Annotated in this window: 17 protein-coding genes; 13 read left to right on the top strand and 4 right to left on the bottom strand. The window is 71.6% G+C overall.

Going from position 1 to position 14,924, the window contains the following annotated elements:
• Window positions 1–93: 93 nt before the first annotated feature.
• Together ACLQ2X_RS07655 and ACLQ2X_RS07650 are read left to right on the top strand one after the other, a co-directional pair.
• Window positions 94–570, top strand: coding sequence for a TspO/MBR family protein (locus ACLQ2X_RS07655; RefSeq protein WP_425680251.1), 477 nt, complete (start codon window positions 94–96; stop codon window positions 568–570).
• Window positions 571–763: 193 nt separating this feature from the next.
• Window positions 764–2,137, top strand: coding sequence for a glycoside hydrolase family 6 protein (locus tag ACLQ2X_RS07650; RefSeq protein WP_425680250.1), 1,374 nt, complete (start codon window positions 764–766; stop codon window positions 2,135–2,137).
• Between the two features lie 114 nt (window positions 2,138–2,251).
• On the opposite strand, the gene ACLQ2X_RS07645 is transcribed toward ACLQ2X_RS07650, so the two are convergent.
• Entirely contained in the window at window positions 2,252–3,136 is an 885-nt protein-coding gene (locus ACLQ2X_RS07645; protein ID WP_425680249.1) for a helix-turn-helix transcriptional regulator, read from the bottom strand.
• Between the two features lie 105 nt (window positions 3,137–3,241).
• Here ACLQ2X_RS07645 and ACLQ2X_RS07640 point away from each other — a divergent pair, with 105 nt between their 5' ends.
• From ACLQ2X_RS07640 to ACLQ2X_RS07590, 11 genes are all read left to right on the top strand, one after another.
• Entirely contained in the window at window positions 3,242–4,243 is a 1,002-nt protein-coding gene (locus ACLQ2X_RS07640; RefSeq protein ID WP_425680248.1) for an ABC transporter substrate-binding protein, read from the top strand.
• The gene (locus ACLQ2X_RS07635; protein WP_425680247.1) at window positions 4,240–5,052 is read left to right on the top strand and encodes a siderophore-interacting protein; all 813 of its coding nucleotides are present in this window, start codon (window positions 4,240–4,242) and stop codon (window positions 5,050–5,052) included. The genes ACLQ2X_RS07640 and ACLQ2X_RS07635 overlap by 4 nt, the downstream gene beginning before the upstream one ends.
• Window positions 5,042–6,031, top strand: coding sequence for a FecCD family ABC transporter permease (locus ACLQ2X_RS07630; RefSeq protein WP_425680246.1), 990 nt, complete (start codon window positions 5,042–5,044; stop codon window positions 6,029–6,031). The genes ACLQ2X_RS07635 and ACLQ2X_RS07630 overlap by 11 nt, the downstream gene beginning before the upstream one ends.
• Window positions 6,028–7,047 carry a FecCD family ABC transporter permease gene (locus tag ACLQ2X_RS07625; RefSeq protein WP_425680245.1) on the top strand — a complete coding sequence of 340 codons (1,020 nt, stop codon included), beginning with the start codon at window positions 6,028–6,030 and terminating at the stop codon, window positions 7,045–7,047. The genes ACLQ2X_RS07630 and ACLQ2X_RS07625 overlap by 4 nt, the downstream gene beginning before the upstream one ends.
• Entirely contained in the window at window positions 7,044–7,820 is a 777-nt protein-coding gene (locus ACLQ2X_RS07620; RefSeq protein WP_425680244.1) for an ABC transporter ATP-binding protein, read from the top strand. The genes ACLQ2X_RS07625 and ACLQ2X_RS07620 overlap by 4 nt, the downstream gene beginning before the upstream one ends.
• 73 nt (window positions 7,821–7,893) lie before the next feature.
• Window positions 7,894–8,961: a DUF2855 family protein gene (locus tag ACLQ2X_RS07615; RefSeq protein ID WP_425680243.1), complete on the top strand. Its 1,068-nt coding sequence runs from the start codon at window positions 7,894–7,896 to the stop codon at window positions 8,959–8,961.
• Window positions 8,962–9,113: 152 nt separating this feature from the next.
• Complete coding sequence (locus ACLQ2X_RS07610) at window positions 9,114–9,287, top strand: hypothetical protein (protein ID WP_425680242.1); 174 nt, start codon at window positions 9,114–9,116, stop codon at window positions 9,285–9,287.
• Window positions 9,288–9,316: 29 nt separating this feature from the next.
• Entirely contained in the window at window positions 9,317–9,796 is a 480-nt protein-coding gene (locus ACLQ2X_RS07605) for a hypothetical protein (protein ID WP_425680241.1), read from the top strand.
• A gap of 504 nt (window positions 9,797–10,300) precedes the next feature.
• Window positions 10,301–10,888: a DsbA family oxidoreductase gene (locus ACLQ2X_RS07600; protein WP_425680240.1), complete on the top strand. Its 588-nt coding sequence runs from the start codon at window positions 10,301–10,303 to the stop codon at window positions 10,886–10,888.
• 719 nt (window positions 10,889–11,607) lie between these two features.
• Entirely contained in the window at window positions 11,608–11,934 is a 327-nt protein-coding gene (locus ACLQ2X_RS07595) for a MerR family transcriptional regulator (protein ID WP_425680239.1), read from the top strand.
• 174 nt (window positions 11,935–12,108) lie between these two features.
• A complete protein-coding gene (locus ACLQ2X_RS07590; protein WP_425680238.1) occupies window positions 12,109–12,474 on the top strand; it encodes an STAS domain-containing protein in 366 nt (121 codons plus the stop codon).
• Here ACLQ2X_RS07590 and ACLQ2X_RS07585 read toward each other — a convergent pair whose 3' ends face one another.
• The 3 genes from ACLQ2X_RS07585 to ACLQ2X_RS07575 form a co-directional block, all read right to left on the bottom strand.
• The gene (locus ACLQ2X_RS07585) at window positions 12,475–13,731 is read right to left on the bottom strand and encodes a PP2C family protein-serine/threonine phosphatase (protein ID WP_425680237.1); all 1,257 of its coding nucleotides are present in this window, start codon (window positions 13,729–13,731) and stop codon (window positions 12,475–12,477) included.
• Window positions 13,732–13,882: 151 nt separating this feature from the next.
• Window positions 13,883–14,371 (bottom strand): DinB family protein, encoded by a 489-nt coding sequence (locus ACLQ2X_RS07580; protein ID WP_425680401.1) that lies wholly within the window; start codon window positions 14,369–14,371, stop codon window positions 13,883–13,885.
• Between the two features lie 177 nt (window positions 14,372–14,548).
• The gene (locus ACLQ2X_RS07575; RefSeq protein WP_425680236.1) at window positions 14,549–14,911 is read right to left on the bottom strand and encodes a nuclear transport factor 2 family protein; all 363 of its coding nucleotides are present in this window, start codon (window positions 14,909–14,911) and stop codon (window positions 14,549–14,551) included.
• Window positions 14,912–14,924 lie beyond the last annotated feature (13 nt).

Genomic DNA, 14,924 nt, shown 5'->3' with positions numbered 1-14,924 from the left:
TCGATGAAGGATCTGTGCATCGATCACACTCGGAGTCGATCCGCGGCGGGCGGGCGGCGATTCATCCGCCGCTTGCCGGGTAGCTGAGGCGGTATGCGAGTACCTACCCTGCTCAAGACCGCCACGGCCGTCGCCGTGACCGCCGCCGCCGGCGCCGCGGTCACCTCCACCGGCACGTCCTCGCGCTGGTACCGCCGCCTGCGCAAGCCGGCCTGGCAGCCCCCGTCCGCCGCGTTCCCCCTGGTCTGGACGCCGCTGTACGCGTTGATCGCGGTGGCCGGCGCACGCGCGCTGGACCGCACCGACGGTGCCGAACGCGCGGCTCTCGCCCGCGGCTACGCGCTCAACCTGGCGCTCAACGCCGGTTGGACGGCCATGTTCTTCGGCGCCCGCAGGCCCACCGCGGCGCTGGCCGAGATCACCGCGCTCAACGCGTCCAACCTGGTGTTGCTCGGCCGGGCCGCGCGTGCGGACCGCCTGGCCGGCGCCGCCCTCGCCCCGTACGCGGCGTGGACCCTCTTCGCCACCGTGCTCAACGGTGCCATCGTGGGCCTCAACCGCGGCAGGTGAACCGGACGGCGGAGGGCAGTCCGCCTGCCTGGCCCCTGAGCGCCCGGCGCGCTCGGGCGAGCCGCGACATCAACGACCATCGCTTCCGCAGTGACGTGCCCGCGCACCTTGGCAGCGACGCCTACCTCCGTTACCGTCATGGGAACGCTCCCATGAACTTGGATACATCAATGTGATCAGGAGGAAACACGTCGTGGCTATCCTCTCCCTGCGCCGCAGATCGGCGGCCATCAGCGCGGCGGCCGTGGCGGTCACCGCCGCCGCGGGCGTCGGCCTCGCCGTCGGCGGCGCGTCCGCCGGCACGGTCTCCGGGTCGCTCTACCGCGACCCGAGTTCGGCGGTCGTCCGCTGGGTCGCCGCCAATCCCGGGGACTCCCGTGCCGCCGTCATCCGCGACAAGATCGCGAGTCAGCCGCAGGCCCGCTGGTTCGCCAATTTCAACCCGTCGACCGTGCAGTCCGAGGTCTCCGGGTTCGTCGGCGCCGCCAACGCGGCGCAACAGATCCCGGTGCTGTCGGTTTACGAGATCACCAACCGGGACTGCGGCGGGGCCAGTGCCGGTGGCGCGCCGGACCTCAACCAGTACCAGACCTGGGTGTCCAACTTCGCCCGCGGGCTCGGCAACCAGACGGTTCTGATCATTCTGGAGACCGACTCGCTCGCCCTGCAGACCTGCCTGAGCGCCAGTGAGCTCAACGCGCGCAACCAGGCGCTCACGACGGCCACCCAGACCATCAAGGCGGCGAACCCGAACGCCAAGGTGTACCTCGACGGCGGCCACTCCACCTGGAACAGCGCGAACGACACGGCCAACCGGCTCCGGGCGGCCGGCGTGCAGTACGCCGACGGCTTCTTCACCAACGTGTCGAACTTCAACCCCACGTCCAGTGAGGCGAACTTCGGTCGGGCGGTCATCGCCGCGCTCTCCGGTATGGGCATCCAGGGCAAGCGCCAGGTCATCGACACCAGCCGCAACGGGGGAGCCGCCGGGGACTGGTGCGCCGACGACAACACCGACCGGCGCATCGGGACGTACCCGACGACGAACACAGGCGACGCCAACATAGACGCTTACCTCTGGGTGAAGCCGCCGGGGGAGGCCGACGGTTGCCGCTACACGGCCGGTTCGTTCCAGCCCGACCTGGCCTACAGCCTGGCCAACGGCGCGCCGAACCCGCCGCCGACCACGGCTCCGCCGACCACCGCGCCGCCGACCACGGCTCCCCCCACCACGCCGCCGCCGACCACCGCTCCCCCCACCACGCCGCCGCCGACCGGTAACGGCTGCACCGCGTCGGTGGCGCTCAACCAGTGGTCCGGCGGCTTCACCGCGAGCGTGACGGTCACCGCCGGCTCCGCGGCCATCAACGGCTGGACCGTGACCATCGCGCTGCCCGGCGGCGCCGCGGTCACCGGGTCCTGGAACACCCAGGCCAGCGGCACCAGCGGGACCATCAGGTTCACCAACGTGGGCTACAACGGGCAGGTCGGCGCCGGGCAGTCGACGAACTTCGGCTTCCAGGGCACCGGCACCGGTCCGGGCGCCACGGCCACCTGCGCCGCCTGACCCCACCCACCGGATGCGGCGGCCCGGCGCGGAGGACCACCCTCCGCGCCGGGCCGTCGCGCCACGTCCGCGCCGACCGTCCGGCGTCCCCGCCGGGCGGGACCGGCGGGCCGGTCAGTCCGCCATGGGACCCCGGTCGCTCCTCGCCGGGTCGGGCGCCGGCTCGGCCGGGATGCCGGCGGCGCCCCTCATCGTGACGGCGCGACCCGGCGTGTAGCCGTACTCCCGGGCGAAGGCGGAGATGAAGGCGGACGGGCTGGCATAGCCGATGCGCCGGGCGACCTCGCCCACCGGCCGGGTCTCCAGCAACGCCAACGACGCGCGCAGGCGCAGCTTCGTCCGCCACCGGGAGTACGACATGCCGAACTCCCGGGCGAAGTCCCGCTGCAGCGTCTTGACGCTGACGTGCAGGCGGTCGGCCCATTCGGCCAACCCGGTGGCGTCACTCGGATCCCGTGCCAGGGCGGTCGCGACGGTCACCGCGACGCCCGGGCCGCCGGTCGGCCGGCCGTCGACCGGCAGGGACCGCGGGGTGAGCCCGGCCATGATGCGGCTCCGGGCTTCGGGGGCGTCGCGTTCGTCGTACCCCCGATCGGTGAGGGCGAGCACGAGCCGGGCCGCCCCGGCGTCGATGGCGGCGACGCCGGCTCCCAGCCCGTGCAGGGCGGGGGGCACCTCACGCAGGCAGATCCGGTAGACGCTCTGCCGGTCCGCCGCGTGCACCTCGTGGGTCACCGCCCGGTGCACCCAGAAGACCTCGTCGGGTCCGACGAATGCGGTGTGCCGACCCTGGCGGGCGGAGAGCAGGCCATCGGGTGACCAGTAGAGCTGGTGCAGGAAGTCCTCCCGCTGCTCGGCGAACGCCAGTCGGGCCACCGAGCGGTACCGCAGCACGAGGATGCCGTCGGGGCGGCCGAGTCCGTAGCCGAACTCCTCGCAGCTGACCGGATCCGCCGTGATCGGGCCGGTGACCATCGCGCTCTGACCTCTCCCCGACATCGGTTGACCTCTCGGCGACATTCCGCCGAGGGAAGTAAGGCTAACCTAACCTGTGCAGCCCAGCGGGGTTGCCACCCTATAGAACCCCTCGAAGGAAACTGGCAGATGTCCGTACGACAGCACTGGCGCCTGATCGCCGCCGCGGCAGCGACGCTCGCCGTGGTCACCGGTTGCGGCTCCGACGGCGACGAGGCCGCCGGGAAGTCCGACACCGCGGCGACCCGAGTCTTCTCCGCCGACAACGGTGAGATCAGCATCCCGGCCGACCCCAAGCGCGTCGTCGCCACCGGCTACGCGGTGCCGGTCCTGATCGAGGCGGACGCTGCCCTGGTGGGCGTCTCCAGCTGGAAGCGCGGCCTGGCCATGATGACCGAGCAGGACCGGGCCACCTACGACAAGCTGCCGAAGGTCGCCGGCGAGGCCGCGGCCGAGACGAACTACGAGGCCGTCGCCGCCGCCAAGCCGGACCTCATCGTGATCGGGGTGCCGAAGCCGGCGCTGGGCAGCATCGACATGAAGCGGCTGGAGAGCATCGCGCCCGTCGTCGCGATCGGCCCCACCACCCCCGACGCCTGGCGTGAGCTGTCCCGCCGGCAGGCCGACGCCGCCGGCCGCAGCGCGAACCACCAGGCGGCCAAGGAGGCGTACGAGAAGAAGGCCGGCGAGCTGAAGGCCAAGTACGGCACCGCCCTCGCCGGTCTGAAGTTCGGGCACGTGGGCAGCTACGGCGAGATCGCCAAGGGCACCTTCCACCGCGAGTTCGCGGGTTCCTGGGGCACCAACATCGCCCAGGACGCGGGCGTGACCTACTACGGCGAGGTCAAGGAGAAGGGCGGCGGCGGGCTCGACGTCACCGAGTACCCGGCGATCGAGGAACTGCCGGAGAGCCTCGGCACGGCCGACGCCGTCACCTACACGCTCCAGCCCGACGGCACCCCCGCCGAGGCGGTGAAGCAGGTGCTCGACTCCGCACTGTGGAAGAACCTGCCGGCGGTCAAGGCCGGCCGGGTGTTCGGCGTGCGGTACACGGAGGCGGCGACGTACGAGTCAGCCCTCAAGACGCTCGACTCCATCGACAAGGCGTTCGAACCGCTGCTCGCCCGATGACAGTGGATCGTTCCGACCCGGCCGGCCGGGTCGCCGCCCACCACCGCGCCGGCACCGGCACGACCCGGATCGGCTACCCCATCGGGGTACGCCGAGTCCGGGTCGTCGCCCGGCAGCGGTTGACCCCGCGCATGCTGCGGTTGACCCTCGGCGGCCCGGCTCTCGCCGACTTCCACACCTACCAGGCGGACGACCACATCAAGATCGTCTTCCCGGAGCCGGACGGCACCCGGCGCGACCCCGTCCCGGACGGGCAGGGAATGCTCGACTGGCCGCGCCCGATGCCGCCCACCCGCAAATACACGGTGCGTCGCTACGATCCCGCCGCGCCCGAACTCGACCTGGACTTCGTCCTGCACGACGGCGGGCTCGCCTCGACCTGGGCGGACACCGCCGAGGTCGGCGACGAGGTGACGATCGCGGGCCCGCCCGGGGCGAAGGCGTTCCCGCACCACTACGACCACTACGTCTTCGCCGTCGACGCCACCGCCCTGCCCGCCGTCGCCCGATGGCTGGAGGAGTCACCGGCCGACGTGTCGGCGCATGTGGTGGCCGAGGTCGACGCCGCCGAGCGGGACTACCCGCTGGCAACGCGCGACGCGGTGACGGTGACCTGGCTGGTGCGCGAGGGCGGCCACTCCACACTGGCGGAGACCGTGCGGTCGCTGCCCCTGCCGCCCGGCCGGACGTTCCTCTTCGCGGCCGGCGAGGCGACCGACGTCCGGCCGCTGCGCGCCTGGCGAACCGACCGCCTCGACTCGCTGGTCACCGGTTACTGGAAACGCGGAGTCGCCGGGCTTGAAGACTGACCTGACCCGTCGGGTGACGTTCCTTCTCGTGTCCGCCGCGCTGCTCGTCGTCGCGGCGGGCGCGAGCATGGCGGTGGGCGCGCGCACCGTCGCGCCGGCCGAGGTGTGGCGCGCGTTCGCCGACTTCGCGGGCACCACGGACCATCTCGTCGTACGCGACATCCGGCTGCCCCGTACCCTCCTCGGCATCTGCGTCGGCGCCGCCCTCGGCGCGGCCGGATCACTGATCCAGACGTTGACCCGCAACCCGCTCGCCGAGCCCGGCATCCTCGGCGTGACCGCCGGGGCAGGCTTCGCGATCAACCTGGGCGTGCTCGTCGGCGTCGCCGGGTCGCAGGCCGGCCAACTCGTCCTCGCGGTGGCCGGCTCCGCCGTGGCCGCGGTCGTCGTCTACGCCGTCGGGCGGGCCTCGCCGCTGCGGCTGGTCCTCGCCGGGGTCGCGCTGAGCTGGGTCCTGATGGGCGTCTCGCTCGGCCTGCGGCTGGGCTTCCCCGACGTCTTCGACAGATACCGATTCTGGTCGGTGGGGGCGCTGGCCGGCGCCGAGCGGACGCCGTTGGTGCTGCCCCTGCTGGTGACCGTGGCCGCGCTGGTCGCCGCGATGGCCGCGACCCGGCCGTTGAACGCGCTCGCCCTCGGCGAGGACGTCGCGCACGCGCTCGGCGCCCACGTGACCCGGATCCGGATCGCCGTCCTGGTGCTCGTCACCGTGCTCACCGGCGTCGCCACCGCGGTCGCCGGCCCGATCGCGTTCGTCGGGCTGATGGTTCCGCACCTGGCCCGTCGGTTGGCCGTCGACTCGATTCCGTGGATCACCGGATACTCGATGCTGCTCGGGCCGATCCTGCTGCTCGTCGCGGACGTCAGCGCGCGGGTCCTGCTGCCCACCGGCGAGGTCCCGGTGGCGATCGTCACCGCGTTCCTGGGCGCCCCGGTGCTCATCTGGGCGGTCCGCCGCTACGGGGCGGCGGCGCTGTGAGCACGGTGACGCTGCGCGCGGGGCGGGTCCTGGTCGCGGTCGAACGGCGCTCGACGGTCGTCGCGGCGGGCCTGGTCGCGGCCGCCGCGGCCCTCGCCCTGCTGGGCCTCTGCCACGGGCAGGACTGGGCCACGCCGACGGAGGTGTTCGACGCCCTGTTCCGGGGCGGGGACGCGGCCGTCGTGATCCGCGAGTGGCGGCTGCCGCGGGTGGCCGCGGCACTGGTCTTCGGCGCCTCCCTGGGGCTGGCCGGGGCGGTCTTCCAGAACCTGACCCGCAATCCGCTGGGCAGCCCCGACGTGATCGGCCTCGACGCGGGCGCGTACACCGGCGCGCTGGTGGCGATCACCCTGCTCAACGGCACCGCCGGGCAGCTCGCGGCGGGGTCGGTGGCGGGCGGCCTGCTGGCCGCCGCGCTCATCTACGTGCTGTCGCTGGACTCCGGGCTCAGCGGCCTGCGGCTGATCGTCGTCGGGATCGCCGTCAACGCGATGCTGACCGCGCTCAACTCCTGGATCGTGCTGCGGGCCGAGATCGACGTGGCGCTCGCCGCGACCGGGTGGAACGCCGGTTCACTCAACGGCGTCGACTGGTCCGAGGTGCGGCTCCCGTTCGCCGTCATCGGCGTGTTCGTCCTGCTGCTCGTGGTGATCTCGCACGCCATGCACCAGGCGGCGCTGGGCGACGAGATCGCCCGGACCACAGGCGTACGCCTGGGCCGGCTGCGGCTGCTGCTGGTCCTGGCCGGTGTGGGCTGCACCGCGACGGTGACCGCGGTGGCCGGGCCGGTCGTGTTCATCGCGCTCGCCGCACCCCAGATCGGCCGGCGGCTCGCGCGGGCCGCGGGTGTGCCCCTGGTGCCGGCGGCGCTGACCGGCGCGGTGCTGCTGCTCGCCGCCGATCTCGTCGCGCAACTGCTGCTCGCGCCGGTCGCGTTGCCGGTCGGCGTGGTCACCACGGTGATCGGCGGTGGCTATCTCATCTGGCTGCTCGGCATGGAGGTGAAACGACGGTGACCAGCCGCCTGATCGCGGAGGACGTCACACTCGGCTACGGCGAGCGGGTGGTGTCGTCGCGGGTGAACCTGGCCGTGCCGGACGGCGCGTTCACGGCGATCGTCGGGCCCAACGCGTGCGGGAAGTCGACGTTGCTCAAGGCCCTGGTCCGGCTGCTCACGCCGTCGTCGGGCGTGGTGCGCCTGGACGGCCTCGACGTCGCCGCGCACCGGCCGAAGCGGTTCGCCCGTCAGGTCGGCTTCCTGCCGCAGGGCCTCGTCGCGCCGGAGAACATCGCGGTGCGGCGGCTCGTCGCCCGGGGTCGCTACCCGCACCAGTCCCTGCTCGGCACCGGCTCGGCCGCCGACGAGGAGGCCGTCCGGTCGGCCATGGCGGTGGCCGGTGTCACGGACCTGGCCGAGCGGCCCGTCGAGGAACTCTCCGGCGGGCAGCGGCAACGGGTCTGGATCGCGATGGTGCTGGCGCAGGAGACGCCGTACCTACTGCTCGACGAGCCCACCACCTTCCTCGACATCACCCACCAGTACGAGCTGCTGGCGCTGTTCGCACGGCTGCGCGACGAGGGACGCACGGTCGTCGCCGTGCTGCACGACATCAACCAGGCGTGCCGGTTCGCCGACCACATCGTCGCGATGAAGGGCGGCCGGGTCGTCGCGCAGGGACCACCGGCGGACGTGGTGGACGCCGACCTCATGCGGGAGGTCTTCGGGCTGCCCAGCATGGTGATGCCGAACCCGGTCACCGGCACCCCGATGGTGGTGCCGACGGTCTAGCGCCGTACGCGCAGTGGGATTTTGCACTCCCAGTGCACTTGTCTCGGTTTCCGTGGCTGTCTAGCGTCACACCATGGCTGACTCGTGGACGTTCGCCGTCGATCGTGACGATCTCGCACATACCACGCTCGTCGACGGCGCGGCACCCGCCCTCGCCGCCGGGGAGGCGTTGCTCCGCGTCGATCGCGTCGGCCTGACGGCCAACAATGTGACGTACGCGGTACTCGGCGACGCGATGCGCTACTGGGAGTTCTTCCCACCCGAGCGACACGGGCTGGACCGGCGGTGGGGCCTCCCGCCGCTGTGGGGCTTCGCCGAGGTGACCGCGTCCACCGTGCCCGGGGTGGAGCCCGGCCAACGGGTCTACGGCTACCTCCCGCCCGCCGGTCATCTCGTGGTGCGCCCCGACCGGGTGGACGGGACCGGGTTCCGGGACGCGAGCGCGCACCGCACCGACCTGCCCTCCCCGTACAACGCGTACCGGTCGACCACCGGCGACCCCGCCTACCGGGCCGACCAGGAGGACCTGCTCGTCCTGTTCCGCCCGCTGTTCTTCACCTCGTTCATGCTGGCCGACCAGGTCGCCGACAACGACTTCTACGGCGCGCGGTCGCTGGTGCTGTCGTCGGCGTCGAGCAAGACGGCGTACGCCGCGGCGTACGAGCTGCACGGCCGCGGCCCACGCCTGGTGGGACTCACCTCGCCCGGCAATCTCGACTTCACCCGGTCACTCGGCTGCTACGACGAGGTCGTCTCCTACGACCACGTCGACACCCTGGACGACGTCCCCACCGTCTACCTGGACCTGTCCGGTGCGCCGGCGACCCGGGCCGCCCTGCGCGGCCACCTAGGCGACCGGCTCGTGCGGGACATCGCCGTCGGGCTCACCACCCAGACGCCCAACGCGGCCGCCGCCGAGGAGGTGTTCTTCGCGCCGGTGCAGATGCGCAAGCGCCGGCAGGACTGGGGCCGCGAGGGCCTCGACGCGCGGTTCACCGACGCCTGGCAGCGGTTCGCTGAGGTGGTGAGCGGATGGCTCGACGTGCGGCCGGGTAGCGGGCCGCAGGCGCTGCGGGACGCGTGGCGTGAGGTCGTCGCCGGCCGTACGCCACCCCGGGTGGGCCACGTCGTGCAGCTCTGAGCCGCCGGATCGGCCGGCACGCGTTAAGCTGTGGAGGCGGGGTGTGCCGATGGCCTGTCGCCAGACCCGTCCCGTCCCCTTGCTTTTCCACGGTTTCCCAGCCGCCGATGACTGAGTCGCGCGCTGCCGTGCAGATTCTCTTGGAGCACCACGTGCCCGATACGACATCCGCCCTGAATCCCTTCAGCATCGAGGGTGGCCTGGTCATCGACCCCGAGCGCAGCCCGGCAGCCGACATCAGCGCCGACTCGATGACCCGCTTGCGTACGCCGTTCGCGGCCCAGACGCCGGCCCGGAAGAGGACCGACGAGTCCGCCAACCGCTGACCGTCACCCGGCCCGGCTATCGTGCCGGCATGGGGATCAATTCGTCCGCCGTCGCCGCCGCCTTCCTCGCGGACAGGCCCGCCGACGGTGTCGATCTGAGGCTGTTCGGCCAGTTCGCCGGTTCCTGGCTGCTTGACTGCACGGAATACGACCCCGACGGATCATCGACTGTTCGCCGCGGCGAATGGCACTTCGGGTACGCGTTGGGTGGGCGGGCGACCACCGATGTCTGGATCCTGCCCGGCGTCGAACACGGCGTCAGCGTGCGATTTCCCGACCCCGCCGCAGGTGCGGGGGTCTGGCGGTCGACGTGGGTCGGACCGGGCCGGCGCCGGACGCACACCTTCCTGGCGTCTCGGGTCGGCGATCAGATCGTGCTCGACGGCGGCGATCTGCGCTGGGCCTTCTTCGACATCGAGGCCGCCGCGTTCCACTGGCGCAACGAGGCGCAGCAGCCCGACGGGACGTGGCAGCTTCAGCAGACGTTCCGCGTGTGGCGGCAGAGCTGACCCACCGGACAGGCCGGCCGATCGACGGATCACCTCGTGCCGTCGGCCGGCGCTCCGGTCGGTGTCGAACCGATGTGCGGCAGCCGCAGGGCCGTCACCCGCCTACCCTGATGCCCGGTGAACCTCCGGCAGCGCAAGAAGCTCACCGACCGCCTGATGGCGTCGCTGCTACGTGACGATCTTCCGGCCGTCGTCGCGCTGTTGCGCGCGGGAGCAGATCCGAACGCGGCAACCCGTGACGACACCACGCCTCTCTACCCGGGGCGCGGATCCGAACCTTCGCGAGGACCACGGCTGCGAGCTGTCACCGCTGGAATGGGCCGTCCGAGGTGGCCACACCGGGACGGCGGCGTTGCTCGGGGGCACGCCTTCGCCGAACTCGGCATCGCCCGCCGGGGGGAGCTGACCCGCCGGGCGGTGGCGCCCGACCGGGGCCGGCGCACGTGATCGGCGTGATGCAGCGTGGCGGATCAGGGGGGCAGACTGGGCGAGGTGGAAGACAACATGAGAGTCACCTTCTGGTTCGATCCGGTGTGCCCCTTCACCTGGAGTACCTCCCGCTGGCTTGTGGACGTCGCCGGCCGTCGCGACGTCGAGGTGACCTGGCAGGTGATGAGCCTCGCCATCCTCAACGCGGACAACGAGGTGCCCGAGCAGTTCCGCGAGGCCGCCCAGCAGGCCCCGCGCGCCCACCGGGTGCTGGTGGCCGCGGAGCGTGCCCACGGCACGGAGGCGCTGGGGCGTCTCTACACCGCGCTGGGTTCGCGGCTGCACGAGAAGGGCGAGCGGATCGGCCCCGACCTGCTCGCCGGCGCGCTGGCCGACGCGGGGTTGCCCGACGAGTTGCGCGGCAGCATGGACGACGAGTCACTCGACCCGTTGGTGCAGCGCAGCCACGACGAGGCGCAGGCCCGGGTGGGGACCGCGAGCGGCAGCCCGGTGCTGGCGATCGGTGACCGGCCGGCGTACTTCGGGCCGGTCGTCACCCCGGTGCCGGAGGGTGCGGCGGCCGACCGGCTCTTCGACGCGCTGCTGCTGCTGTCGGCGGTGCCGGAGTTCAGCGAACTGAAGCGCGCCCGCGGGCAGGCCTGACCGGCCCTTCGAAGGGCCCACCGTGACGACGGGTGACGTACTCGACGGTCGCGCGCAGCACCACGCGGCCGGTTGTCGGGGTGCCTCGGCCTCGTCGTGACAGCCACGCGACCGACCGGGGCAGGCTGGCCACCCTGATGACCGACGGCTAGAAAATCTAGGTGGAAGAGACTAGACATCTTCTGTGGGGTGACATACTGTTCTTCGAGTCGAGAAGAAAGATCCGTCAGAACGCAGACGGGCTGCCCGGGTTGTGAGGTCACGACGGGTGGCGCGGAGAGGGACAGGATTCATCGTTTCCTCCCCAGAAGCAGTGGGAGCACGTCACCCGGTGTGAGACGAGCCGGGACGCAGGTGGGGCCGAGGTTCTTTCGGGGCTCCAGCTGATGTTCGCCGTACGTGTGAGGGGCCATGAAGTCGCGTGGGCTCCGGCACCGGCGGACCGTACGTCAGCCAGGAAACGAGTAGCAGAGGAAAGGGAGGGCCCGTACACCGTTGGATCGCCCGCCGTCGGCCGTCAACACAGGCCGGGCGGACACCGCAGTTCCCATCGAACGAGAGGTGGTCTCCGGTCACGCATATGCGATCCTCGCACCCGAAGCCGTCAATGGCGGCTCGTGCGGATATGTCAAGCCGACGTTCCTGTCGGCAGATGGTGTTCTGACCCGTAACCCTGGGCCCCGGCGCGTCAGCGCCGGGGCCCTCGACGTGGAGGTGGCATGGGGCAGAACCCCGACGACATGTTCGGCGATGAGAACTACCCGGCCTACACGATCGGCCAGGTCGCGGAGATGCTCGGCACCACGCAGGACTTCCTGCGCCGCGTGGACGAGGCGAAACTGATCAACCCGCACCGCTCCGCCGGTGGGCACCGCCGCTACTCCCGCTACCAGATGCGCCTTGCAGCCCGGGCCAGGGAGATGGTCGACCAGGGCACCGCCCTGGAAGCAGCCTGCCGGATCATCATCCTCGAAGACCAACTCGAGGAGGCCCTGCGGCAGAACCAGAACCGGGACCAGCAGCACGGCACAGGGCGACACGACTGACCGGGCCGCCGCCGGGTGTGGTCGCCGGCCGGCTCATCAACCTGTTGGTGCTCGGGTGTCGGTGAGGGGGCTGCGGCGGTGAAACGTGGTGTGCCGGCCGACCTACGCCGGCCGGCGGCGGTTCACCTGCCGGCGGAATAGGGTAGGCCGGGAATCGTCGGTGGGGAGGCTGTTGTGGGCTTGCTGTTGTCGGTCCGGCCGGGGCGGGGTTGCACCGTGCTCGAGGTGCGTGGCGAGCTGGACATGGCGACGTCCCCGCAGTTGCGTGAGGGCCTGCAACGGTTGGTCGACGCGGGTGACCGCCAGGTGGTGGTGGACCTGGCCGGGGTGGGATTCATGGACTCCAGTGGTCTGGGTGCGCTGGTGTTGATGTTCAAGGCGTTGCGGGAGGTCGGCGGTCGGTTGTGCCTTGCTGCGGTGCAGCCGGCCGTGCGTACCGTCCTGACGGTCACGTCGGTGGACCGCGTGATCCCCGTCTATGACGGTGTGCGGGCGGCTGAAGCCGGGGCGCCGGCCACGAACCACGTAGCAGGGGATTAGTCAGTCGGGCAGCGCGGTGCTTGCGCGCGTTTGGTCGGCGCCGGCGCTGGTACGCCGGTCCTCGCTGTGCCCGCCGTGCCAGTCGAGGATGAACAGGGTGGCGTCGTCGGCCAGTGTCGGTCCGCTGACCTCGAGGACGGCGTCGGCCAACGCCCGGGCGGCCTCGCGTGGATGCAGACCGGTGATCGACCGCAGCATGGTCGGCAGATCGAGGGCGGCGGCGTTGCGCTCCCGCATGCCGTCGGTGACCACCACCAGGCGGTCGCCGGGTCGCAACGCGATCTCGCCGGCGTGGTGTTCGGCGTCGGCGAACATGCCCAGCGGAAAGTTCGGCGGTAGTGGCAGCGTCCGGGTGTCTCCGTCGCGTACCAGAATCGGCGGGACGTGCCCGGCGTTGAGCAGCGCGCAGACCCCGGTGCGCAGGTCGAGACGGCCGAGGACCGCGGTGATGTAGCTGCCGGGCACGGTGGTGTGTCTGGCCACGTCGGCATTCGCCGCGTCGGCCTGCTCCACCAGGCCCACCCCGCGGCGTCGGCTGTTGCGCAGGCTGCCCACGCCCAGGGTGGCGGTCAGCGCGCTGGCCACCCCGTGGCCCATCGCGTCGGTGACACTGAAGTGCAGCACGTCGCGGGCGAGGCTGTAGTCGAAGGTGTCCCCGCCGATACTCGCGGCGGGCTCCAGCCAGCCGGACAGGGTGAACGCGCTGGCCTCACACGTGAACGAGGCGGGCAGCAGGCGACGCTGGATCTCCCCGGACAGGGTGAACGGAGTGGTCCGTTGACCCCACTCGAACAGGTCGGTGTACCGCCGGCTGGCGATCACCACGTACGCCAACACGTGTGCCGTACGGCTGATCGCTCCCAGCGCCCGCGGGTCCGGCTCGGCCGGCAGGATCATCTCGAGCAGGCCGATCGCCTCACCGCGGTCGGTCACCGGCGCCAACACCGTGCACCCGTCCGGCTGCGGGACGACCTGCACCGTCTGGGTGCGCAGTGCCTGCTCGGCGGGACCGCCGTCGAACGGCATCACCGTGGCGACCTCATCACCGCCCCGAGGTGGCTCACCGGTCCCTTCCAACGGCACGTGGGCCAGCCGGACCAGCGCCCGACCGCTGAGGTCCGCGATCAGAAACGCGACGGTACGTGCCTTCAGCGCCGCACCGAGTTCCCGGGTCACCGCCTCGACCGCCTCGACCGGCGAGGCGTTCTCCGCCGCGTCCAACATCCGCGCCACGATCAGCCCTTCACTGCTCTCCACTGATCGAGCGTACGAGACTCGGCCGGTCGTCGCCGGGCACGAGGATCGGCACGGTGACGGCGACAGCACAGCTCACGCGCATTCGCGCCGGTGGAGGCTGGCCGGTTTTCGCACGTCGGTCCGCGATGTCGCTGACCCGTGTTCGCGGGGTTCACCGCGGGCCCAGCCCGGTGCGCCCGTCGACAAGCTCACGCACGATGTCCAGGTGACCGGCGTGCCGAGCGGTCTCCTCGATGACGTGCAGCACGATCCGGCGTAGGTCGGTGGTCTGCGATGCCAGCGGCTCGTCCGGGTGCCGGCCGGCAGCCGTCGCCGTCAACGGGGACGCGGCGATGATCGCGTCCGAGATCCGGCACTGATCGCGATAGAAGCCGAAGACCTGGGCCGGCGATCGGGTCGTGACGAGCGGTGTGTGGTCGTCCGGCCAGGGCAACGGCTCGGCCGAACCACGGAAGATCTCCTGGAACCAGTGGCGCTCCGCGTGGCGGAGATGCTCCACCAGCCCGAGCGGCGACCACCCGGAGGGCAGGACGGACATTCGCAGCGAGGTCTCGTCCAGGTCCGCCAGGACGGCTCGGATGCTGCCCCGCTGACACTCGAGGAACTCACACAGCGCGGCCTTCTCCACATCGATCGTCATCACGGCGCCAGGTTGGCGGGCGACGCCGACACTTTCGGGGAAGGAGCCGGGTGGGACGGGCGGCCTGACCGGCCCCACGGCGGGAGACCGGGAGCAGGACTGACGGTCACCGTCGTGCGCAAGCCGGGCGAGGTCGAGTGCGACATCAGCCCGTCGATGCGGCACGCGCAGGAGTTGCTACTCGCGGATCTCCATTTCCGCCACCAGTCCGTCCTTGAACCGGTAGACATGCGTGACGGTGTGATCCGCGAGCGTTGCCCCGGTCTTGTCGCGGACGACCTGATGGACGGTCACGGCGACACGACCGTCGGCCTCCGGGACGATCGCCGTCGGCACGACTGTCGGTTCAAGTTGGTCCCACTGCCTGCGCCAGTACGCGCTCACCTGGTCGCGGCCGTGGACGAGGCCCCCCTCCCAGCCGTTCGGCCAGGACACGTCCGGCGTCATGGCGGCCAGCAGTGCGGGGATGTCACGTTCGTTGAAGGCTGCGTAGAGAGCCGTGAGCCGAGTCTCCGATGTCGCGGGTTCCGGCGAGTTCATCGAACCAGCATGG

Origin of the sequence: Micromonospora sp. DT31, from assembly GCF_049841795.1 — a bacterium.
Lineage (GTDB): Bacteria > Actinomycetota > Actinomycetes > Mycobacteriales > Micromonosporaceae > Micromonospora.
The sequence above is the reverse complement of the archived record's forward strand: the minus strand, read 5'-3'. Positions and strand labels throughout refer to the sequence as shown.

What these genes read in the sequence shown, in the direction of transcription:
- ACLQ2X_RS07655 (WP_425680251.1), top strand. Translation starts at nt 94, where the DNA reads ATGCGAGTACCTACCCTGCTCAAGACCGCCACGGCCGTCGCCGTGACC.
- ACLQ2X_RS07645 (WP_425680249.1), bottom strand. Translation starts at nt 3,136, where the DNA reads ATGTCGGGGAGAGGTCAGAGCGCGATGGTCACCGGCCCGATCACGGCG.
- ACLQ2X_RS07640 (WP_425680248.1), top strand. Translation starts at nt 3,242, where the DNA reads ATGTCCGTACGACAGCACTGGCGCCTGATCGCCGCCGCGGCAGCGACG.
- ACLQ2X_RS07635 (WP_425680247.1), top strand. Translation starts at nt 4,240, where the DNA reads ATGACAGTGGATCGTTCCGACCCGGCCGGCCGGGTCGCCGCCCACCAC.
- ACLQ2X_RS07615 (WP_425680243.1), top strand. Translation starts at nt 7,894, where the DNA reads ATGGCTGACTCGTGGACGTTCGCCGTCGATCGTGACGATCTCGCACAT.
- ACLQ2X_RS07605 (WP_425680241.1), top strand. Translation starts at nt 9,317, where the DNA reads ATGGGGATCAATTCGTCCGCCGTCGCCGCCGCCTTCCTCGCGGACAGG.
- ACLQ2X_RS07600 (WP_425680240.1), top strand. Translation starts at nt 10,301, where the DNA reads ATGAGAGTCACCTTCTGGTTCGATCCGGTGTGCCCCTTCACCTGGAGT.
- ACLQ2X_RS07595 (WP_425680239.1), top strand. Translation starts at nt 11,608, where the DNA reads ATGGGGCAGAACCCCGACGACATGTTCGGCGATGAGAACTACCCGGCC.
- ACLQ2X_RS07580 (WP_425680401.1), bottom strand. Translation starts at nt 14,371, where the DNA reads ATGACGATCGATGTGGAGAAGGCCGCGCTGTGTGAGTTCCTCGAGTGT.
- ACLQ2X_RS07575 (WP_425680236.1), bottom strand. Translation starts at nt 14,911, where the DNA reads ATGAACTCGCCGGAACCCGCGACATCGGAGACTCGGCTCACGGCTCTC.